Below are 21357 nucleotides of genomic sequence, written 5' to 3' on the forward strand. Positions count from 1 at the left end.
AGCACGCGACATTTCTGAGAGCCCCTGGCGTGCCCGGAAGAGGTAGACCTATAGTTTCACCCGTGCGCCCCCGAAGGGGGTACATGCGGGGCACGGCGCAATGGGGCGCCTCCCCGGTTCTCGTGCGCCGCCAACACATTGAGTCGTGAAGGGGATTTCCGACAATGCCGCAACGCTCCGCTACACCTCTGCCTTCGGGCGGGACACGAGAGGTGGCCGGCACGGCCGCACCTCGTTCCCTCCGCCACCTCGCCGGCGGTCTGGCCTTCGCCACCGCCGTCGCCCTCGGCGTCGCCACTCTCACGGCGACGCCGGCCCTTGCTGCGACGCCCACCACTACGATCGCCGCGGTCCAGGGCACCTCCGACATCAGCCCCCTGAACGGTTCGACGGTCACGGTGCAGGGCATCGTCACCGCCGACCACCGGGTGGGCGGCTACAAAGGCATCTTCATCCAGACGCAAGGCAGCGGCGGGGCGACGGATGCCACTCCGGGCGCATCCGACGGCGTCTTCGTGTTCCTCAACGCGTCCAACCCCGCCGTCGCGATCGGCGACCTGGTGAACGTCACCGGCGCGGTCAGCGAGTACTTCGGCCAGACGCAGATCACCGCCTCGGCGGCCGGGGCGGTCGAGCTCGTCACGGCCGGCGTCGGTGTTCCCGCCGCGACCCCGCTGCCCGACACCGTGCGCGGCACGGATCGCGAGCAGTACGAGAGCATGCTCGTGAAGCCGACCGGCACCTACCGGGTCGCCTCGAGCCACCAGGTGTACAACTTCGGCACGCTGTGGCTGGCGGCGGGCGACGCGCCCCTCGTGAAGAGCACGGAGACCGAGCGCCCCGGCCCCGCGGCCGACGCGATCGCGAAGGCCAACCGGGCCGACCGCATCCTGCTCGACGACGGCTACAACATCCAGATCGCCAACAAGGACCACGCGGGAGACCAGCCGTACCTGACCAAGGCCACTGTCGTTCGCAACGGCGACACGGTCGACTTCCCGACCGCGCCCTACGTGCTCAACTACGGCTTCGACGACTGGCGGCTCCAGCCGACCAAGCCGATCAACGACGCCAGCCCGGCCGACCTCAAACCGACGTTCGAGCAGACCAACCCCCGACCGGATGCGGCGCCCACCGTGGGCGGCGACTTCGCGGTCGCCTCGTTCAACGTCGAGAACTACTTCACCACCCTGCAGAGCGAGAACGCTCTGGCCAGAGGAGCCAAGACGGCCGAGCAGTTCCAGCTGCAGAAGTCGAAAGAGGTCGCCGCGATCAACGCCCTCGGCGCGAACATCGTGACCCTCGAGGAGATCGAGAACTCCATCCACTTCGGCAAGCCCGTCGACACCGCGCTCGCCGACCTCGTCTCCGGCCTCAACGCCGCAGCGGGCTCCGAGGTCTGGGCCTACGTGCCGACTCCGGATGCCCTGGCCGGCGCTGTCGACACCACCGACGTCATCACGACCGCCATCATCTACAAGAAGGCCGCCGTCAGCCGCGTCGGAGCGAGTGCCACCGTGATCGACGAAGCCGTGTGGGGCAACGCCCGCGAGCCCATCGCCCAGACCTTCACGTCCGGATCGAAGACGCTCACCGTGGTCGTGAACCATCTCAAGTCCAAGAGCGGCACGGGCACGGAGCCGGCGGACGGCCAGGGGCTCTTCAACGCCGACCGCGTCGCGCAGGCCAAGAGCATGCTCGGGCTCGTCGGACAGCTGGAGCAGTCCAGCGGCAGCAAGAACGTGCTGCTGCTCGGCGACTTCAACGCCTACACGAAAGAAGACCCGATCGACGTCTTCACGTCGGCGGGACTGATCGACCTGGTCTCCACCAAGGCCAAGGGCCAGTACACCTACAGCTTCGACGGCGAGGTCGGCTCCCTCGACCACGCGCTCGCGACGCCCGAGCTGGCGGCCAGCGTCGCCGGCGCCGGGGTGTGGGACATCAACGCGCCGGAGTGGTCCGACCGCGGATACGGGTTCGGCGCGGCCGAGGCGGGAACGCCCTTCCGGGCGAGCGACCACAACCCGATCAAGGTCGGCATCGTCGAGAAGGACGCACCGGTCTCGATCGACCTGCTGGCGATCAACGACTTCCACGGACGTATCGAGGCCGGGGGAGCATCCGGTGGTGCCGCCGTGCTCTCGGGAGCGGTGAACCAGTTCCGGGCGAAGAACCCCAACACCGTGTTCGTGTCGGCCGGCGACAACATCGGCGCCTCGACGTTCACCTCGTTCATCCAGAAGGACAAGCCGACTCTGGATGCCCTCAACGCGATGAAGCTCGACGTGAGCAGCCTCGGCAACCACGAGTTCGATCAGGGCGTGTCCGACATCACGGGTCGTGTGACCCCGGCCTCGACGTTCCCGTACCTCGCGGCGAACATCTTCGACAAGGGCACGGACACCCCGACCTTCGACCAGTACTACGTCAAGAACGTGGGCGGCATCCGGGTCGGCTTCATCGGCGCGGTGACGAACGAGCTGCCCTCGCTGGTCACCCCGGCGGGCATCTCCGGCATCGACGTGCGCGACGTCACGGCGTCGGTCAACGCCGTCGCCGAGAAGCTGCGCGACGGCGACCCGTCGAACGGCGAATCGGATGTGACCGTGCTGCTGGTGCACGAAGGCGCGGCGACTCCGGCGCTCGCCGACTCGACGAACGACTCGGCCTTCGGGAGGATCGTGACCGGGGCTAACGCCGACATCGACGCGATCGTCTCGGCGCACACCCACCAGGCGTACACGCACGCGGTCGCGATCCCGGGCACCGATCGCACGCGCCCGGTCATCCAGTCGGGCCAGTACGGCGAGAAGCTCGGCCACATCGCGCTGAGCGTCGACCCGCAGACGAAGAAGGTCGACTCGTTCACGAGCGAGCTGCTTCCGCTGAACGACGCCGCCGGCAAGCCGCTCTACCCGGCCGATCCGGCTGTGACGCCGATCGTGGCGGACGCGGTCGCCGTGGCCAAGCAGCTCGGGTCGGTGTCGGTCGGCCGGATCACGGCCGACCTCAACCGGGCGCGTCAGGCCAACGGCTCGGAGAACCGCGGCGGAGAGTCGACGCTCGGCAACTTCGTCGCCGACGTGCAGCTCTGGGCCACCCAGGATGCCGGCGCCGAGATCGCCCTGATGAACCCGGGCGGCCTGCGTGCCGACCTGACGTATGCGTCGAGCGGCGCGAACGACCCGGACGGCAACGTCACCTACCAGGAGGCCGCGGGAGTGCAGCCGTTCGCCAACACGCTGGTGACGGAGACCTTGACGGGCGCTCAGCTCACGCAGGTGCTCGAAGAGCAGTGGCAGCCGGCAGCGGCGAGCCGTCCGTTCCTCAAGCTCGGGGTGTCGAAGGGTCTGACCTACACGTACGACCCGAGCGCGGCCGCCGGCTCGCACATCACGCACGTCTACCTCGGCGGCGTCGAGGTGAAGGATGCCGACACGCACAAGGTGGTCGTCAACTCCTTCCTCTCGTCGGGCGGCGACAACTTCGCCACCCTCGCCTCGGGCACCGGGAAGAAGGACTCCGGAAAGATCGACCTCCAGTCGATGGTCGACTACTTCACGGCCAACCCCACCGCCTCGCCGGACACGGCGCAGCGTGCGGTCGGCGTGAAGCCGGCGGCGCCGGCATCCGGAACCGCGTACCAGCCTGGTGAGACGGTGTCGGTCGCGCTGTCGTCGTTGCTGTTCAGCGACACGGCGACGCAGCCCACGTCGGTGTCGCTCGCGATCGGCGGCGCCGTCGTCGGCACCGCGTCCATCGACCCGGCGCTCGTCGACACCACCGACGAGGTGGGCCGAGCCGTCGTGACGATCACCATCCCGTCGGGGGTCTCGGGAGCGCAGACGCTGACCATCACCGTGCCGGGCACGGACACGAAGATCGGGGTGCCGATCACCGTGGCCGGCGTGACCCCGCCGGTGAAGGTCTCGAGCTACACGCTCGGCTGGGCGAACACGGTGTTCAGAAACCACAACTCGTCGATAGGCTACACGGTGGATGTGACGGCGGCGAAGGGAGTCGAGCCGACCGGAACGGTGGTCGTGCTCGACGGCTCGAAGCCGGTGGCGAGCGTGGTGCTGAAGGCGGGCGATCGCGGCAGGGCCACGATCACCCTGCCCAAGCTCGGGGCCGGGCTGCACCAGCTGACTGCGGTCTACGGCGGATCGGACACGGTGAAGTCATCGGCCTCGCTGCCGTTCCCCGTGCTGCTCTGGTAGCGGGGTAGTCCGACGAGAGGGGCCCGGCCGGCGACGGTTCGGGCCCCTTCTCGTGCGCCAGGTCGGCGTCCGACCATCCTGCGCGTTCCCAGGCTAGGAGCACGCGTTGTCGGCGGGTCGGGCGGATGCGCCTACCAGGTGCCGAGGTCCGGTGCCTGATCCAGGGGCTGCGGTGCCGGGGCCGGTGTCGAACGCCGCGAGAACGGAGCGATGGGAGCCCAGTCGGAACGCAACTGGTCGGCTGCGGTCGAGAATCGCGCGTCTCCGGTCAGGCGGGCCAGCGTGTCGAGTTGCCACGAGTGGATCGGGTGGTAAGCCGCGTTCTGCCACAGCGGACTCTGGCAGTAGACAGCCTGAACGCAGTAGTAGGAGACGCCGCCAACGACGCGGACCGCCGGGAGCATCCGCTCGAGCACTGTCGTCGCGGCGCCGTCGATGAGGCCGGCCGCGGTTGCGTTCCCCGTGTGGCGCCAGTAGTCGTAGAGACCGAAGAGCGCGAAGATGTGGCCGTTCAGCACCAGGAGCGGGGGCTGGTTGCCCGCGTACTCCTCGAAGTAGAGATGGCGGTCGATGACGAGGCTCGCCCAGGGTGCGCTGGCAGAATGCTGCTGCGAGAAACTGGTCGCCGTGTGATCTGCGGCGTTGTCCCACAGGGTGTTTCCGGTCGCCTCGGCGAGCCGGACGAACAGCGAGAGCACTTGTCCCTGCGCCATTCCCGAGTACCACGGCGCCTTCAGCGTGCGGTCGTAGTAGGTCCACGGGAAGGTGTACGGAAACCACCAGGAGCCGCTGCGCTCAGTGTGGATGGCAATCAGCTGCTGGCCCTGGCGGATCGCCCGATCGAGCCAGAGCTTGTTCCCGGTCTTCTGGTATTCGAGGAGCGCAGAGATTCCGTACTGCGCATAGGCGACCGGATGGTCTGCTCGTTTACCGGTGTCGCGCCGCACGTAGATCACCAGACCGGTCGAGTCGACCTTGATGGTCGGGCTGTTCACATCGACAGGCGGCCGGTCCGCGTACGGGAGATCGGCGTCGGCGGATAGGGTCCATGCCGAGGTCGCCCAGCCCTTCAGCGGCTCGGCCACGCTGGGGTGGACGCAGCGCGCGTTCAGTGCAGCCGCCTGAGAGACCACCCCTGCGCCACCCAGGACGACGGCGCTGGTGGCCCCGAGCGTGCTCAGCTGGTCGCCGACGGCCGGTTCGACGCAGGTGCGGGTGCTGAGTTCGAGTGGCGCGGCGAGCCGGCCGGCGAGGGCCCCCCCAGCCAGGGCGTCGGCGAAGTTGACGCCGGTCGCCAGGAAGGACGTCGGCGATGAGCCCGGCGGAAAATAGGCCTTGTTGAGCAGTGCGGCCGTCCAATAGCGGTTGCTTCCGCCGTAGCGGGTCACGGTCATGCCGGCGTGGCGGAGCTGGGTCTCGATGCCCGTCGAGACGACGGCGGTTCCGCCCGCGATTCCGACCGAAGTGACTCCCATCGCGGAAAGCCTGTCGAGCGTCGCCTTCGGGACGGCGGACCGGGTGCCTTCGACCAGGATGATCGGCGCGTGCCTCGCTCCGGCGGCGCCGGTGGCAGCCAGCGCGTCGGGGAAGGATCGTCCGGTTGCGATGATGGCGTGGTCTGCGTGGGGAAAAGCTCTGCGGATGATGGCGTCGGCTGTCGCATACCGGTTGGCGCCGGCGAGACGGCTGGTGGTCGCGAAGCGCGACAGCGCTGTCGCGACTCCTGCGCTGACGACGCTCGTTCCGCCGACGACGTAGATGCGCTGTGGCCGCAGGCGGGACAGCTCGGCGCTCACCGAAGCGGGCAGTTGCGTCGGCTTGGTCAGCAGCAAGGGACCGCCGAGCTTGGCTGCCGCCGCGGCAGCCGAGAGCGCATCCGGAAAGTTCGTCCCCGTCGCGACGAATGCGACCGGGACGCCGCGGGAGTACTGCCGCGACACCGCGACGGCGGTCTCGTAACGGGACGAGCCGCTCAGACGTGTCACGCCCGCCGGAAACGGCGACGCCACAGGTGCGGGCGCGGCAGCAGCCGGCGCGGCAGCAGCCGGCGCGGCGTTGTCGACGACGGGAACGGTCACTCCGATGGGAATCGCCACAGCGAGCGCGAGGACGGCAGCGGCCAGCGTGCGACTGTGCATGTTCGATTTCCCTACTCGACTTCGGGAGACCGATCGCGCCCGCCTGAAGGGACTTTAGCTGAAACGCGCGGCCTGCGTAGGACTGCTGCTCCCCCACATCGGGTGACCTCTGAGGGTTCTCCACAGATCGACGCTGTGGAGCCGCAGGTCGGTTGTGGTCGTTACGATCATTCAATGAGCTGGAACGCGGAAGTGCCCTGGGAGCCCGACGAGCGCGATGCGCCGCCGCTGGACGACGAGCCGCCCTTCTCCGACTTCCCCGGCGACCCCTACCTCGGTGGCGCGGTCGACTTCGGGGGAGGTGCGTCCGGCGCAAGCCCTGCCGCCCCGTCGGTGGCCGTGGCCGCGCGGCCGCAACCGCGCGCAGCGACCGCGAAGTTCGCCACGCCCGCCGAGGCCCTGCACACCGTGTTCGGCTACGACTCGTTCCGCGGTGAGCAGGCCGAGATCATCGACCAGGTCGTGTCGGGCGGCGACGCCGTCGTCCTCATGCCGACCGGCGGCGGCAAGAGCCTCTGCTACCAGATCCCGTCGCTCGTTCGCGAAGGCACCGGCGTCGTCGTCTCGCCGCTCATCGCCCTCATGCAAGACCAGGTGGATGCTCTGACGGCGGTCGGCGTTCGAGCCGCCTTCCTCAACTCCACCCAAGACGCCACCGAGCGCTCCCGCGTGGAGCGCGCCTACCTCGGCGGTGACCTCGACATCCTCTACGTCGCTCCGGAGCGGCTCTCCTCGGAGTCCACCAAGCGGTTCCTCTCCGGCGGCACGATCGCCCTGTTCGCCATCGACGAGGCGCACTGCGTGTCGCAGTGGGGACACGACTTCCGGCCCGACTACCTCGCGCTCTCCGAGCTCGCCGAGCGCTGGCCCGACGTGCCGCGCATCGCCCTCACGGCGACCGCGACCGAGGCGACGCACGCCGAGATCACCGCCCGCCTCAAGCTCGAGGGCGCCGCACAGTTCGTCGCCGACTTCGATCGGCCGAACATCCAGTACCGCATCGTGCCCAAGGCAGAGGTACGCAAGCAGCTGCTCGACTTCATCAGCACCGAGCACCCGAACGACGCGGGCATCGTCTACGGGCTCTCGCGCAACACGGTCGAGCGCACGGCCGAGTTCCTCAGCGCCCGCGGACTCAACGCCCTGCCGTACCACGCAGGGCTGGATGCCGCCACGCGAGCGGCGACGCAGTCGCGGTTCCTCCGCGAAGACGGCGTGATCGTCGTGGCCACGATCGCGTTCGGCATGGGCATCGACAAGCCGGATGTGCGCTTCGTCGCCCACATCGATCTCCCGAAATCGGTCGAGGGGTACTACCAGGAGACCGGCCGCGCGGGCCGCGACGGCCTGCCTTCCACCGCATGGCTCGCCTACGGCCTCAACGACGTGGTGCAGCAGCGCCGCATGATCGACGATTCGCCGGGAGACCTGGCGCACCGCCGCCGCATGACACAGCACCTCGACGCGATGCTCGCGCTCTGCGAGACGGTGCAGTGCCGCCGCGTCGACCTGCTCGGCTATTTCGGGCAGAAGTCGGAGCCGTGCGGCAACTGCGACACCTGCATCACTCCGCCCGAGACCTGGGACGGCACGGTCCCGGCTCAGAAACTGCTCTCCACGGTCGTGCGCCTCCAGCGCGAGCGCAACCAGCGGTTCGGCGCCGGCCACCTCATCGACATCCTGCGCGGCAAGCGCACGCCGCGTGTCGACCAGTACGGACACGATGCGCTCGCCACGTGGAGCATCGGCGAAGACCTGAGCGACAGCCAGTGGCGCGGCGTCGTCCGCCAGGTCATCGCCCAGGAACTCCTCAAGCCCGAGGGGGAGTACGGCGTCCTGACGATCACCCCCGACAGCGCCTCCGTGCTGAGCGGCGACAGAACGGTGATGATGCGCCGTGAGCCGGAGCGGCCGGAGCGCGCCTCCCGGTCGTCGCGCTCGGCGTCGGCCGCCGCCGACCTCGCCCCGGCCGACCAGCCGCTGTTCGAGGAACTCCGCGCGTGGCGGGCCGAGCAGGCGCGCACGCAGGGCGTCCCGGCCTACATCGTGTTCGGCGACGCCACCCTTCGTGCCATCGCCTCCGCCCGGCCCGCGTCGCTGGGCGACCTCGACGGGATCACCGGCATCGGCGCCAAGAAGCGCGAGGCCTACGGCGAGGGTCTGCTTGCCGTGGTGGCCGCCGCCGGCTAGCGCCGCGGCGGGCGGCGGGCGGCGGGCGGCGGCCGGCGTCAGCGTTTCTGCGGATAGACCGTCTCGTGGGCGGCCAGCATGGTGACGAAGCCCGCGATGCGTCGTGCGCGCGTCTCGGGGCGCTTGGCGTTGGTGGTGCGGAAGATCAGGGCGTAACGGTTCTGGCTGTTGAGCGTCTCGAAGAACGCGGCCGCCTCGGCGTTCGCCGCGATCGCAGCGGCGAGGTCGTCGGGGAGCGACTTGTCGGACACCGGCTGGTAGGCAGCATCCCACCGTCCGTCCGCTTTCGCGCGGTCGATCTCGCGCATCCCGGCCTCGGTCATGTCGCCGGATGCGATGAGCGCGTTCACGAGATCGCGGTTGCGTTGCGACCAGATGCTCCGCGGGGCGCGGGGCGTGAACAGCTGCAGGAAATACGTGTCGTCGAGCGCGTTGCGGCGGCCGTCGATCCACCCGAAGCAGAGCGCGACCTCGACCGTTTCGGGATACGTCGGACTCGGGATCCCGGTCCCCTTCTTGGACAGCGCCAGCCGCACGCCCGACGAGGAGGCGTGGTTGGCGATCAGCCAATCGCGGAAGGCTGCCGCGTCGGAGAGGTAGAGGATTTCGCGTTCGTCCATACACCGATTGTGCCCCCATCCGGAACCCGGTTCTGGTACGAATACGACGGTGTACAGTCGGCGTTCTGCGAGGCAACCAGGGAATTTATTTTGTGGTAGCCGCGTTATCCAAATGAACCATTTCTGCGACGATCTCGAAGGAGGATGCGATGGCAAGGATGATCGAAGAGCTCGAGGACGAGACCGGCGCCGTGATCAAGTACAAGAGGCACGTCAACGGGCGCGGCCTCGTCGCCCCCTCGGCACGAGTCGCCGAGTCGGCGTACATCGACGCGACGGCTTACGTGGAGGCGAACGCCCGAGTCGGGCTCGACGCCTATGTGGGCGCCGGAAGCTGGATCGACCAGGGCGTGACAGTGGGTGACCGCACCTTCATCGGTGCCAACGTCCACGTCGGGTCCGGAAGCGTGGTCGGCAGCGGAGTGCGCATCGGAAGCAACGCCAAGCTCGGCAAGGACGTGATGCTCGGCAACGGCGCTCGCGTCGACCGCGACGCGCAGGTGGCGTCCGGCAGCCGCATCGAGCTACGCGGATCGTCGGCGGCGCGCGCAGCGCTCGCTGCTCCCCTCCGCGCCCCGCGCCGCGGCGAGCGGGACTCGTCCCGCCGCGCCGCGTAGCGACGCAGGCGAAGCCGCCCTCGCGGCTCAGGCCCTCCCTTCGGGGAGGGCCTTTTCGTGTCCCGGGGCGTCGTCGTCGCCGGAGGCATCATCGTGCTCCGGAGCGTCCTCGTCGTCCGGGGAATCATCGTGTTGCGGGGTGAGGCCCGTGGAGGTGCGGGTCGCCCGCATCCGCAGCGCTGCCCCGACCGTCAGCACCACGGCGATCGCCGCGCCGACCGCGAAGGCGAGCGACGTCGAGGTGCGGTCCACCAGAACGCCGGCGAGGGCCGCGCCGGCGGCCGCCCCGGAGTTCACCGCCGTGTTGATCCAGGTGGAGGCCTCGTTCCGCACCCGCTCCGTCGTGAGGGAGTCGGCAAGCAGGTACCCGGTCACCAGGCTCGGTGCGAGGAAGAGCCCTGCGCCCAGAAGGACCACGCCGATCGTCACCTCGTTCGGTGCGAGCGCGGCGAGCCCGCTGGCGGCAGCGAGCCCGACGCTGAGCACCACGAGCCGCGCGGAGAGCGACGACCGCCAGGTGCGGTGTCCGTAGACGAGCCCCGCCACTGCGCTCCCCGCCGAGAGCAGGGCGAGCAGGATGCCCGACAGCGCCGCCGAGCCACGATCCGTCGCGAAGGCGGGCACCGCCGTCTCCATGGTGCCGAGCACGATGCCGACGCCGGCGAGGGCGACGAGCACCGTCGGGAAGCCGCGCTGACGCAACGGGCGTTCGTGGGCGTGCGGCGACGAGGTTGCCCGCGCCCGCGACCGAACGGCAGGGGCGAGCGTGAAGAGGGTGGTGCCGATCAGGGCCACGCCCGCGGTGGTGAAGAGGGCGACCACCGGCGTCGCCACGAGCACCAGCACCCCGACGATGAGCGGGCCCGTGGTGAACAGGATCTCTTCGGCGACGGCGTCGAGGCTGTACGCCCGGGTGAGCATCCGGGGCGTCGGTGCGATCGTGGACCACACCACGCGCATCGCGGCGCCGAGGGGCGGGGCGAAGAGTCCGGCGGCCCCCGCAAGGCCGACGAGCAGCCAGGCCGGGGCGCCGACCAGGCACCCGGCTGCGGCGCCGCCCAGCGCCGCCGCGAAGAGGAGGCCCATGACGAACAGCGCAGGGCTCGCGCCGAAGCGGTCGACGCAGCGGGCGCGCAACGGCGATGCGACGACCAGCAGCACCCCGAACGTGCCGGTCGCTGCGCCGGCGACGGCGAACGAGCCGGTGGCAGCCTGGACGCCGAGGAGGAGCGAGAGGGTGACCATCGCGTAGGAGAGGCGTCCGAGCAGGGCTGCGCTGAACGGCCCGGCCGCCCCGGGCAGGCGCAGGACGGCCAGGTAACCCTCGCGCACTGGGGCGCCGGGAGTGGCGGGACCGTTGCTCACGACGACGCCCCCAGCTCGAAGAGGGCGAGCGTCGCGCTGATCCGCCGCGTTCCGGCCGCGCCGGGCTTCTCCGCAGCGTCGGCCAGCACGATGCCCGCCTCGCGGACGAGCGCCGTCACCCGTTCCCAGGCGGCATCGCCCACCCAGAACTCGGCGTCCGTGAAGGTCGCCGGCGTGCCCGGCGCGTGCAGCGCGGCACGTCGCAGCAGTTCGGCGGCCATCGCGCCCATCAGGTCCTGGAGGCCGGGTTCTCCCCGGCCGAGCCCTTCGCCGCTGGCTGGATCGTGACGGTACCGCTTCGCGCGCCCGCCCCGGATGGTCACCTCCTCGGCGACCTCGACCAGCCCCGCCTCCTGCAGTCGCCGCAGGTGGTAGCTGATGTTCGCCTGGGTGTCGCCGAGGTCGCGTGCGGCCTCCGCTGCGCTGAGCGGGCCGGAGCCGAGCAGGGACAGCAGGCGAAGGCGCAGCGGATGCGCGAGCACGCGCAGATCGCGCAGCTCACTCCGGTCGGCGGTTTCGGTCACCCGACAAGTGTGACGGGACGGCGCACGACTGTCAAACGGTTCTTTGGAGGTCGGTGAGCCGATCGAGGCAGTCGCTCCAGCCCTGCAGGTGCGAGTCGGCCTCGGCGTCGTCGGCGAAACGCTCGTGGACGACGGTCAGCACGGTGCCGCCGGCCGCCGGGGTGAGGGTGACGGTCACCAGGGTCTCTTCGTCCTCGCCGTCCCAGCGCCAGGTGAAGACCAGCCGCTCCGGTTCGTCGACGGCGGCGAACACACCCGACAGGCCCATCCCGGCCACCTCGGAGACGAGCCGCCACGACCCGCCGACGCGGGCATCCAGCTCCGCGGTGCTCTGGAACCGCGGCGGCCAGAACCAGGAGACGAACTCGTTCGGCTCGGTGAACGCCCGCCACACGCGCTCGCGGTCGGCAGCGAGGGTGCGCGAGATCTCGATACGGGTCACGGATGCTCCTCCAGGTGTCTTTCGAGCGCGTCGAGCCGGCCGCTCCACAGCTCGCCGTGGACGCGCATCCACTCCTCGGCGGGACGGAGCGCCGCCGGGGCGAGGCGGCACCAGCGGGTGCGACCCTTCTTGGTGCTGAGCACGAGTCCGGCGGACTCGAGCACGGCGAGATGCTTGACGAACGCAGCCAGGCTCATCGGATGCTGGCCGGCGAGCGCGCTCACACTCGCCTCGCCGCCGCGCAGCTTCTCGACCACGTCGCGGCGCGTGCGATCGGCGAGAGCGTGGAACACCGCGTCGACGTCGGCTGCCGCTGCAAACTCAACCATATGGTTAAGTATCGCGCGTTGTGGAGACGGGCACAACCGTGCGGTCCCGATTTGGAGCATTCCGCAAACGTGCTGCCGTGCATCCGGGACCTGTTTGTAGGCCGGGCACCGGCGGCTTCGCGTTCCCGGCGACGCGTCGTAGCGTGACGGAGTCCCCCGCGAGATCGAAGAGGAACGCTCATGGTTGATACTGCCGCGCGCACCACACCGTCATCCGTCACGCCCGCCCCGGCCCGAGCAGCATCGGCCGGCGCTGCCCCGAACGGCCTTCAGCCGCGCGTGGACGTCGAAGCGCTCGGACGTCAGCTGCTCGGCGAATGGGCCGAGATCCGGCTCGCCTCGCGCGAGTTGTCGAGCCGGCCGGAGATGCAGAAGGTCGAAGGCCTGACGCTCGCCGACCAGCGGGCGCGCACCACCGGCCAGCTCAAGCTGCTCGTCGAGAACGGCCAGGTGCACCGCGCCTTCCCGAAGATCGTCGGCGGCCAGGAGGACAACGGCGGCAACATCGCCGGCTTCGAGGAGCTCGTGGCCGCAGACCCCTCGCTGCAGATCAAGTCGGGTGTGCAGTGGGGCCTGTTCGGCGCCGCCGTGCTGCAGCTCGGGACCGACCACCACCACCGCGCGTACCTGCCGGGCATCATGTCCCTCGACGTGCCGGGCGCGTTCGCGATGACCGAGACGGGGCACGGCTCGGATGTCGCCTCCGTCGCCACGACCGCCACCTATGACCCGGCGAGCCAGGAGTTCGTCATCGACACCCCGTTCCGCGGGGCGTGGAAGGACTACCTCGGCAACGCCGCGAAAGACGGAACCGCCGCCGTGGTGTTCGCGCAGCTCATCACAAAGGGCGTCAACCACGGCGTGCACGCGTTCTACGTGCCGATCCGCGACGAGAACGGCGACTTCCTGCCCGGCATCGGCGGCGAGGACGACGGCCTCAAGGGCGGCCTGAACGGTATCGACAACGGCCGGCTGCACTTCACCGGCGTGCGGGTCCCGCGCACCGACCTCCTCAACAAGTACGGCGACGTGGCGGAGGACGGCACCTACAGCTCGTCGATCGACAGCCCGGGACGCCGCTTCTTCACGATGCTCGGCACGCTCGTGCAGGGACGCGTCTCCCTCGACGGCTCAGCCGTCAACGCGGCCAAGATCGGACTCAAGATCGCGATCAGCTACGGCGCCGAGCGCCGCCAGTTCACCGCCGGAAGCGACAGCGACGAAGAGGTCATCCTCGACTACCAGCGTCACCAGCGCCGCCTGCTTCCGCTGCTGGCGACCACATACGCGAGCAGCTTCGCCCACGAGGTGTTTCTGCACAAGTTCGACGACGTCTTCAGCGGTCGCGCCGACACCGACACCGATCGCCAGGACCTCGAGACGATCGCCGCCGCGCTCAAGCCGCTCTCGACCTGGCACGCCCTCGACACGCTGCAGGAGGCCCGCGAAGCCTGCGGCGGCGCCGGCTTCCTCACCGAGAACCGCCTCACCTCGCTGCGCGCCGACCTCGACGTCTACGTGACATTCGAGGGCGACAACAACGTTCTGCTTCAGCTCGTCGCCAAACGGCTCCTCACCGACTTCAGCCGCAAGTTCGCGAAAGCGGATGCCGGGGCGATGGCCCGGTACGTCGTCACGCAGGCGGCCGGCAGGGCCTACCACGGAACGGGTCTGCGCAGCGTGGCCCAGACGGTGAAGGACTTCGGCTCGACGGCCCGCTCGGTCAACTGGCTGCAGGAGCCGAGCACCCAGCGCGAGCTCCTCACCGACCGCGTCGAGACGATGGTCGGCGAGGTCGCGGGCCGGCTGCGCTCCGCCTCCAAGCTGAGCAAGAAGGCCGCGGCCGACCTGTTCAACTCGCAGCAGAACGAGCTCATCGAGGCGGCCCGGGCCCACGCCGAACTGCTCCAGTGGGAGGCGTTCACGGATGCCCTCGAGCAGGCTCCGGATGACGGGACGCGTCAGGTGCTCACCTGGCTCCGCGACCTGTTCGGGTTCGGCCTCATCGAGAAGCACCTCGCATGGTACCTGATCCACGGACGCCTGTCCCCGCAGCGTGCGCAGGCGGTGTCGGCCTACATCGACAGGCTGCTCACGCGCATCCGGCCCCACGCCGTCGACCTGGTCGACGCCTTCGGCTACGGACCCGAGCTGGTGCGCGCGAAGATCGCGACCGGCACCGAAGGCGAACGCCAGGCGGAGGCGCGGGCGTACTACGCCGCGCAGCGCGCCTCGGGCGCGGCGCCCGTCGACGAGAAGACGCTCAAGACGAAGAAGCGGTAGCGGGCGGCTCGCGCGGCCCTTCTCGCGTGTCGCGCGGACGTCGAGCCTCAGATGAGGCCGAGCGACCGGACGGCCTCGCGCTCCTCCAGGAGCTCCGCGACCGACGCGTCGATGCGGGCACGCGAGAACGCGTCGATCTCGAGGCCGGGCACGATCCGCCACTCGCCGCCCGCGGCCCGCACCGGGAACGACGAGATGATCCCCTCGGGGACGCCGTAGGAGCCGTCGGACATCACGCCGGCCGAGGTCCAGCGCTCGCCGGTCCCGTTCACCCAGTCGTGCACATGGTCGATGGCGGCGCTCGCCGCGGAGGCCGCGCTCGACGCCCCGCGCACGTCGATGATCTCGGCGCCGCGCTTCGCGACGCGCGGGATGAACTCGCGAACGAGCCAGTCCTCGTCGACCAGCTCCGTCGCCGGGCGGCCGTTCACGGTCGCGTGCGACAGGTCGGGGTACTGGCTGGCCGAATGGTTGCCCCAGACGATCACCCCGTCGATGGCCGCGACCCGCACGCCCAGCTTCGCGGCGAGCTGCGCGACCGCCCGGTTGTGGTCGAGCCTGGTCATGGCGGTGAAGCGCTCGGCAGGAACATCCGGAGCGTGTGCGCTCGCGATCAGCGCGTTCGTGTTGGCCGGATTGCCCACCACGAGCACGCGCACATCGGATGCGGCGCCCGCGTTGATCGCGGCGCCCTGCGGCCCGAAGATGGCTCCGTTCGCCTCCAGGAGGTCGGCGCGCTCCATGCCCGGACCGCGCGGGCGCGCGCCGACCAGCAGGGCGATGTTCACGCCGTCGAAGGCCTCGGTCGCGTCTTCGGTGACCAGGCAGTCGTGCACGAGTGGGAAGGCGCCGTCCTGCAGTTCGAGCGCCGTGCCCTCGGCGGCGGCGCGGCCCTGCGGGATCTCCAGCAGGCGCAGTCTCACCGGGACGTCCCGGCCGAGCAGCTGACCGGACGCGGCGCGGAAGAGGAGCGCGTAGCCGATCTGGCCGCCGGCGCCGGTGATGGTCACGGTGACGGGGGTGCGAGGGGTTTGCTTTTCGTCGGAGGATGCGGTGCTCACGCGGTCAGCCTATTCCGGGGCTCGCGGTTGCGGCAGGTCCCTGCTGACCTCCGCGGGCGACACGCCGTAGGCTCTCGCGTATGCGCACCTTCTACCCCGAGATCGAACCATACGCATCCGGCATGCTCGATGTGGGCGACGGCCAGCAGCTCTACTGGGAGACCAGCGGCAACCCCGACGGCAAGCCGGTCGTCTTCCTGCACGGCGGCCCCGGCGCGGGCACCAACCCGAGCCAGCGGCGGGCCTTCGACCCGGAGCGGTACCGCATCGTGCTGTTCGACCAGCGCAACTGCGGCCGCAGCCTCCCGCATGCCAGCGATCCGGATGCCGACCTCAGCGACAACACGACGTGGCACCTCGTCGCCGACATCGAGAAACTGCGCGAGCACCTCGAGGTCGAGCGCTGGATGGTGTTCGGCGGATCGTGGGGGAGCACGTTGGCGCTCGCCTACGCCGAGACGCACCCCGACCGGGTGAGCGAGCTCGTGCTGCGCGGCATCTTCACGCTGCGGCCCGAGGAGCTGGAATGGTTCTACGAAGGCGGGGCGGCCGCGCTTTTCCCCGATCTGTGGGAGGGGTTTCTGGAACCGGTGCCGGAAGACGAGCGCGGGCACCTCATCCGGGCCTACAGCCGGCTGCTCAACGACCCCGACCCGGCGGTGCACGGCCCGGCCGCGATCGCCTGGTCGCGCTGGGAGTCGTCGACGATCACGCTGCTTCCGCGCCCGGAGCTCGTGGAGACCTTCACGGAGCCGGCGTACGCAGTGGCGTTCGCCCGCATCGAGAACCACTACTTCATGAACGGCGGCTGGTTCGAACCGGGCCAGCTGATCCGCGACGCAGGCAAGCTGCGCGGCATCCCGGCACTGATCGTGCAGGGGCGTTACGACGTGTGCACGCCGCCGATGACCGCGTGGGACCTGCATACGGCCTGGCCGGAGGCCGAGTTCCGGATGATCCCGGATGCGGGGCACGCGTTCGACGAGCCGGGCATCCTGGACGCGCTCATCGAGGCGACCGACCGGCTCGCGTAGCGCTGCGCGCCGCGCTATTGCTCGCAGTGCGCCGCGCTGCTCGCAGTGCGCCCGCGCCCATCGCGTCCCGCAATCGAGTCCTGAGTTGATGGGTCGAATCTGCTGAGTTGAGCCCATCAAGTCCGGGCTCGATTGCCGGGCAGGCGCGAGAAGCGCGCGGGCGCGTCAGGCCTGGGCGGCGGAGCGCTCGGCGGACGGGGTGAGAGCGTCGAGCGCGCGGCGGAGCGTGCTGCTGGAGGTAGTCATCGTGTAGGGGAAGTAGACGACCTCGACCCCGATCTCCGCGAACTCGCGTTCGAGCCGCATTCCCTTCTCCGTGCCGCGCCAGTCGTCGCCTTTGAAGAACACATCGAAGCGGAGTTCGCGCCACATGTCGAGCTTGTCGGGGACGGTCTCAGCGACGGCCTCGTCGACGAACTCGATGCTCGAGACGATCTGGAGGCGTTCCGCGAGCGGGATGACCGGGGAGATGCCCTTGGTCAGGCGCAGCATTTCGTCGGAGACGACGCCGGCTATCAAGTAGTCGCACTCGCTCTTGGCGTGTTTCAGGATGTTGAGGTGTCCGATGTGGAACAGATCGAACGCCCCTGCTGCGTAGCCGACGCGTCGGGTCACGGGCCGCTCCTTCTAGGGTTGAGATATCCTCACTCATTCTGGCGTATAAGTGAGAATTTGTCACCACAAAAGAATCCCGATTCAGCGGGTGGAGCGCAGTGCCTCCGCAATCGCCGCGGTGAGCGGCTCGATCTGCGTCAGTGACGAGATATATGCCGCATCGCCCCGGCCGTACGGGTCGAGGATGTCGCCGTCCACGTACCCGCGCCGAACCACGGCTCCCCGGCCGGCGAGACGCGGATGCGGACGGTGCGAGGTCGCCCAGGCGACGAGCTCGGGGGCGGTGAGGGTCGCCGGATCGACGTGCCCGGGTGCGCGCAGCGCCTCGGAGAACTCCGTCATCGTGAACGCGCGGCGGATCGTGCGCGGATCGTGCGCGGTCACCCACTCGCGGTGCTCGCGCGTGGCGGTCAGGATGAGGTCCGACTCGGCGAGGAGCGCTCGCGTCGCCTGCCGCGCGACGAATCCATCGCTCCGGATGCCGCGCTCGGCGAGAAGCGCCGCCATCGGTGGCGAGACCGGCCAGCCCGCCATCGCCTGCGTGCCGGCGGAGCCCACCTCGAACCGCTCGTCGCCGTCCAGGTCGGCGACGAAGAGCAGGTCTGCCGCAGGCGAACGGCAGATATTCCCCGTGCAGACGACGAGGATTCGGAACGGCGAGCCGGGCATCCACCCATTCTCCCGGATGCATCTGTGTGGCGCGGCCACCTGAAGCTGCTAACGCACTGGGTGTAGCCTGTGGAGCGGTCGCGTGGAACGAGCGGTTCACCTTGACACGTCGACAGAACGTGAGTATTGATCGTTCGCCCCGTGAACAGGGGTTTTGAGGGACACGTTTGCACCCGAACGGGGGGTGGCGGGGGTCACCAGATCGGTCCACCCCACTGTATGGTTGAAGGTTACCGTTCGCATTGCCCCCAGGCACTCTGCTAGCGTCGCCTGGAGAAAATCAGTAGTCGTTGGTCTCGCTTACTACTGTTCCGCCCCCACAACGACGACAGCATTGGACAGAATCCCCGTATGGTTCGTCAGGCCTCACATCGCCTCAACACTCCCAAAAACAGTCACAAACTACGATTCGGAATCGCCGCAGGAGCGACCTGTGTAGCCCTCGCGGCGTTCGGTCTCCCGGCGCTCGCCGCCACCGCGGCACCGGTCACCTATGAGAACGACAAGAAGATCGTCTCAGACACGCTCGACCGTGTTCAGCAGAACGGCTGGGGCACCGCCCCCGTCGGCGGCGCGTACACCGTCAGCAGCCCGCAGGCCTTCTCGGCCAATGGAACGACCGGCATCGCCGCCGTTCCGCGACCCGGCGCATCGCTCACCGCTTCCCTGAAGTCGGCGACCGCGACCGACGCCGATGTCTCCACCGCCGTCATCCTGCGCACCCTCCCGACAGCCGGCTCCGGCGTCTACTCGGGCGTGCAGCTGCGGTCGGCGAACGGCTCCTACTATCAGGCGACCGTTCGCGTGGACACGAAGGCGCGCGCTCTGCTCTCGATCTCGCGCGTCAACGGCTCGACCGCGGACCAGACGGTCATCGCTCCGGAGAAGGTGGTCGCCGAGGGCGTCACCGCCGGACAGAAGATCGCCATCGACTTCCGCGTGACCGGCACCGACACGGTGACGGCCGACGCCAAGGCCTGGATCGCGTCGAAGACCGCGCCGGCCTGGCAGGTCACCGGCACAGACTCGAGCACCAAGCGCCTCACCGGATCCGGCGCCGTCGGCCTCTGGACCTACGTGTCCAGCGGCAGCACCGCCACCTCGGTGTCCTTCGACGATGTCTCGGCGTACTCGCTGAAGGCCATCCAGAACGGTCAGCCGGTGACACCGCCGCCGACGACCACCCCGCCGACGACGACGCCGACTCCGGACCCGACGCCGTCTCAGCCGACCGCTCCGACGCAGCCGACCGCGCCCACGCAGCCGACCGCTCCGACGCAGCCGACCACGCCCACCACCGGTGACGCGACGATCAACCAGAGCACCGCCCGGGCCGCGACCGGCTCGGCCGCAGTCGGCAGCACGTCGTACGCCGTCCCCGCCGGCGCGTACTTCGTCGCCCCGAACGGTTCCGACTCCGTCGCACGCGGCACCCAGGCCACCCCGTGGCAGAGCGTGCAGCACGCCGTGGACGTGGCCCCCGCCGGCTCGACCATCGTGCTCCGTGGCGGTACCTACCACGAGACCGTCACCATCCCGCGTGGCAAGAACCTGACCGTGCAGGCGTATCCGAAGGAGGCCGTCTGGTTCGACGGCAGCCGCACGGTGTCGAACTGGGCTCAGTCCGGCTCGACCTGGGTCTCCGGCAACTGGAACGTCGCCTTCGACGACAGCCCCACCTACACCCGCGGCGCCCCCGACGGCACCGCGCCAGGCTGGGCCTTCGTCAACCCGGCGTACCCGATGGCCGCGCACCCCGACCAGATCTGGATCAACGGATCGGCCCTCAGCCAGGTCGGCTCGCGTGCTGCCGTCAAGCCCGGGACGTTCTTCGTGGACACGGCCGCCAAGCAGCTCGTGATCGGTTCCGACCCGAGCGGCAAGCAGGTCCAGTCCAGTGACACCGTCAAGGCGTTCACCGTGCTCGGCGACGGCAGCGTTCTGCGCGGCTTCGGCGTGCGGCGCTACTCCCCGTCGGTTCCTGACATGGGCGCGTTCCAGATCTACGCGAACAACGTGACGCTGGAGAACCTGTCGATCACCGACAACGCGACCACTGGTCTGGTCACCGGCGGCCTCAACGGCACCTGGACGAACGTGACTGTTGCACGCAACGGCATGCTCGGCGCCCAGGCGACGTACGCCGACGGCCTCAAGGTGAGCGGCATGCTCGCCCAGGGCAACAACACCGAGCACTTCAACCGCGCCCCCGTGGCCGGTGGATTCAAGGTCGCCCGCTCGCGCAACATCACGGTGACCGGGAGCAACTTCCTCGGGAACTCGGGCAATGCGCTCTGGTTCGACGAGTCGGTCTACAACGTGACCGTCGCCAACAGCGACATCGTCGGCAACGAGGGCAACGGCCTCGTCGCGGAGATCTCGGCCAAATTCGCGATCGCCAACAACGTGATCGCGAACAACGGAATCGCGGGCATCCTGGTCAGCGACACCGGAACGGTGGACATCCGCAACAACACGATCACCGGCAACGCGCGTGATGTCAACATCGCGCAGGGTGACCGTCGTGCGAGCCAGCTCTCGACCGCCGGCCACGACCCGCGTCAGCCGCTGCCCGACCCGACCGTCACGTGGATCACCGGCAACATCACGGTGATCAACAACGTGATGGCGAAGAGCACCGGCAACGCCGTGCTGGCCGTCGAGGACTACAGCCACGAGCGTTCGGCCGCCCAGATGGGCATCACGACGAACGGCAACGTCTACCAGCGGGCGACCGCTTCGGCGCCGACATGGGAGATCGTCTGGTCCCGTGGGGCATCGAACCCGGCCGTGTACAACACGCTCGCCGAGTTCACGGCGGCCACCGGTCAGGACAAGTCCTCCCGTGCGGTCGACGGGTCCGACGTGCTCACCGCGACCGGCCAGCTGATTCCGACGCTGACCGCCGCCGCGGGCTCCATCGCCCAGCCGCTGCCCAGTGCGACGGCTGCTGTGACCGGCAAGCCCGTCGGTTCGGTGCAGCTCGGCGCCTGGCCCACGAAGTAGGCCGGAAGCAAAAGGCACAGAAGCACACAGTCAGTGGGAAGGCCGTCGCGAAAGCGGCGGCCTTTCCGCGTTCAGTGGTGTGGCCGCCGCCCGACCGTCGCCGCGGTTCGGGCCTAGTCTGGGCGCCGGGCCTGATCCGGGCGCCCGGCTGGTTCGGTTATCCACAGCACGACCGGCGCCATCGCGCTGAGTTGTCGCAAAGTGTCGTTATGGGGCGCGAAAAGGGTGCCATAACGACACC

The 21357-nt window shown here is 69.5% G+C and carries 15 protein-coding genes; 6 read left to right on the plus strand and 9 right to left on the minus strand.

Annotated elements, in window-relative coordinates:
* The first annotated feature begins 212 nt into the window (after positions 1-212).
* Positions 213-4223: an ExeM/NucH family extracellular endonuclease gene (locus ACFVV5_RS02890; protein ID WP_387238645.1), complete on the plus strand. Its 4011-nt coding sequence runs from the start codon at positions 213-215 to the stop codon at positions 4221-4223.
* Positions 4224-4354: 131 nt separating this feature from the next.
* On the opposite strand, the gene ACFVV5_RS02895 is transcribed toward ACFVV5_RS02890, so the two are convergent.
* Entirely contained in the window at positions 4355-6361 is a 2007-nt protein-coding gene (locus ACFVV5_RS02895; protein WP_387238648.1) for a cell wall-binding repeat-containing protein, read from the minus strand.
* 174 nt (positions 6362-6535) lie between these two features.
* Here ACFVV5_RS02895 and recQ point away from each other — a divergent pair, with 174 nt between their 5' ends.
* The gene (recQ, locus tag ACFVV5_RS02900; RefSeq protein ID WP_387238651.1) at positions 6536-8551 is read left to right on the plus strand and encodes a DNA helicase RecQ; all 2016 of its coding nucleotides are present in this window, start codon (positions 6536-6538) and stop codon (positions 8549-8551) included.
* Positions 8552-8589: 38 nt separating this feature from the next.
* Here the strand turns inward: recQ and ACFVV5_RS02905 are convergent, their stop codons facing one another.
* The gene (locus ACFVV5_RS02905; protein ID WP_387238654.1) at positions 8590-9171 is read right to left on the minus strand and encodes a YdeI family protein; all 582 of its coding nucleotides are present in this window, start codon (positions 9169-9171) and stop codon (positions 8590-8592) included.
* 149 nt (positions 9172-9320) lie between these two features.
* On the opposite strand from ACFVV5_RS02905, the gene ACFVV5_RS02910 reads away from it, so the two are divergent.
* Positions 9321-9788 (plus strand): DapH/DapD/GlmU-related protein, encoded by a 468-nt coding sequence (locus ACFVV5_RS02910; protein ID WP_387238656.1) that lies wholly within the window; start codon positions 9321-9323, stop codon positions 9786-9788.
* Between the two features lie 27 nt (positions 9789-9815).
* On the opposite strand, the gene ACFVV5_RS02915 is transcribed toward ACFVV5_RS02910, so the two are convergent.
* The 4 genes from ACFVV5_RS02915 to ACFVV5_RS02930 are packed head-to-tail and all read right to left on the minus strand — an operon-like array spanning position 9816 to position 12448.
* Positions 9816-11153: an MFS transporter gene (locus tag ACFVV5_RS02915; protein WP_387238659.1), complete on the minus strand. Its 1338-nt coding sequence runs from the start codon at positions 11151-11153 to the stop codon at positions 9816-9818.
* Positions 11150-11677 (minus strand): helix-turn-helix domain-containing protein, encoded by a 528-nt coding sequence (locus tag ACFVV5_RS02920; RefSeq protein WP_387238662.1) that lies wholly within the window; start codon positions 11675-11677, stop codon positions 11150-11152. Before ACFVV5_RS02920 ends, ACFVV5_RS02915 begins: the two co-directional genes overlap by 4 nt.
* Before the next feature lie 31 nt (positions 11678-11708).
* Positions 11709-12119 (minus strand): SRPBCC domain-containing protein, encoded by a 411-nt coding sequence (locus tag ACFVV5_RS02925; RefSeq protein ID WP_387238665.1) that lies wholly within the window; start codon positions 12117-12119, stop codon positions 11709-11711.
* Positions 12116-12448, minus strand: a complete 333-nt coding sequence (locus tag ACFVV5_RS02930) for an ArsR/SmtB family transcription factor (RefSeq protein WP_387238668.1) — start codon at positions 12446-12448, stop codon at positions 12116-12118. The genes ACFVV5_RS02925 and ACFVV5_RS02930 overlap by 4 nt, the downstream gene beginning before the upstream one ends.
* Before the next feature lie 180 nt (positions 12449-12628).
* Between ACFVV5_RS02930 and ACFVV5_RS02935 the strand changes: the two genes are divergently transcribed.
* Complete coding sequence (locus ACFVV5_RS02935) at positions 12629-14731, plus strand: acyl-CoA dehydrogenase (RefSeq protein WP_387238671.1); 2103 nt, start codon at positions 12629-12631, stop codon at positions 14729-14731.
* A gap of 47 nt (positions 14732-14778) precedes the next feature.
* Here ACFVV5_RS02935 and ACFVV5_RS02940 read toward each other — a convergent pair whose 3' ends face one another.
* Positions 14779-15792 carry a malate dehydrogenase gene (locus tag ACFVV5_RS02940; RefSeq protein ID WP_387238674.1) on the minus strand — a complete coding sequence of 338 codons (1014 nt, stop codon included), beginning with the start codon at positions 15790-15792 and terminating at the stop codon, positions 14779-14781.
* An 80-nt stretch (positions 15793-15872) separates the two neighbouring features.
* Here ACFVV5_RS02940 and pip point away from each other — a divergent pair, with 80 nt between their 5' ends.
* Entirely contained in the window at positions 15873-16826 is a 954-nt protein-coding gene (pip, locus tag ACFVV5_RS02945) for a prolyl aminopeptidase (protein WP_387238677.1), read from the plus strand.
* A 165-nt stretch (positions 16827-16991) separates the two neighbouring features.
* Here the strand turns inward: pip and ACFVV5_RS02950 are convergent, their stop codons facing one another.
* Together ACFVV5_RS02950 and ACFVV5_RS02955 are read right to left on the minus strand one after the other, a co-directional pair.
* Positions 16992-17441, minus strand: coding sequence for an adenylyltransferase/cytidyltransferase family protein (locus tag ACFVV5_RS02950; RefSeq protein WP_387238680.1), 450 nt, complete (start codon positions 17439-17441; stop codon positions 16992-16994).
* 81 nt (positions 17442-17522) lie between these two features.
* Positions 17523-18110, minus strand: a complete 588-nt coding sequence (locus ACFVV5_RS02955; RefSeq protein ID WP_387238683.1) for a hypothetical protein — start codon at positions 18108-18110, stop codon at positions 17523-17525.
* Positions 18111-18461: 351 nt separating this feature from the next.
* Here ACFVV5_RS02955 and ACFVV5_RS02960 point away from each other — a divergent pair, with 351 nt between their 5' ends.
* The gene (locus ACFVV5_RS02960; RefSeq protein WP_387238686.1) at positions 18462-21116 is read left to right on the plus strand and encodes a right-handed parallel beta-helix repeat-containing protein; all 2655 of its coding nucleotides are present in this window, start codon (positions 18462-18464) and stop codon (positions 21114-21116) included.
* Positions 21117-21357 lie beyond the last annotated feature (241 nt).

The organism is Leifsonia sp. NPDC058248, assembly GCF_042881905.1.
Classification (GTDB): Bacteria; Actinomycetota; Actinomycetes; order Actinomycetales; family Microbacteriaceae; genus Leifsonia.

What these genes read in the sequence shown, in the direction of transcription:
- ACFVV5_RS02895 (WP_387238648.1), bottom strand. Translation starts at nt 6,361, where the DNA reads ATGCACAGTCGCACGCTGGCCGCTGCCGTCCTCGCGCTCGCTGTGGCG.
- recQ (WP_387238651.1), top strand. Translation starts at nt 6,536, where the DNA reads ATGAGCTGGAACGCGGAAGTGCCCTGGGAGCCCGACGAGCGCGATGCG.
- ACFVV5_RS02905 (WP_387238654.1), bottom strand. Translation starts at nt 9,171, where the DNA reads ATGGACGAACGCGAAATCCTCTACCTCTCCGACGCGGCAGCCTTCCGC.
- ACFVV5_RS02910 (WP_387238656.1), top strand. Translation starts at nt 9,321, where the DNA reads ATGGCAAGGATGATCGAAGAGCTCGAGGACGAGACCGGCGCCGTGATC.
- ACFVV5_RS02930 (WP_387238668.1), bottom strand. Translation starts at nt 12,448, where the DNA reads ATGGTTGAGTTTGCAGCGGCAGCCGACGTCGACGCGGTGTTCCACGCT.
- ACFVV5_RS02935 (WP_387238671.1), top strand. Translation starts at nt 12,629, where the DNA reads ATGGTTGATACTGCCGCGCGCACCACACCGTCATCCGTCACGCCCGCC.
- pip (WP_387238677.1), top strand. Translation starts at nt 15,873, where the DNA reads ATGCGCACCTTCTACCCCGAGATCGAACCATACGCATCCGGCATGCTC.
- ACFVV5_RS02955 (WP_387238683.1), bottom strand. Translation starts at nt 18,110, where the DNA reads ATGCCCGGCTCGCCGTTCCGAATCCTCGTCGTCTGCACGGGGAATATC.
- ACFVV5_RS02960 (WP_387238686.1), top strand. Translation starts at nt 18,462, where the DNA reads ATGGTTCGTCAGGCCTCACATCGCCTCAACACTCCCAAAAACAGTCAC.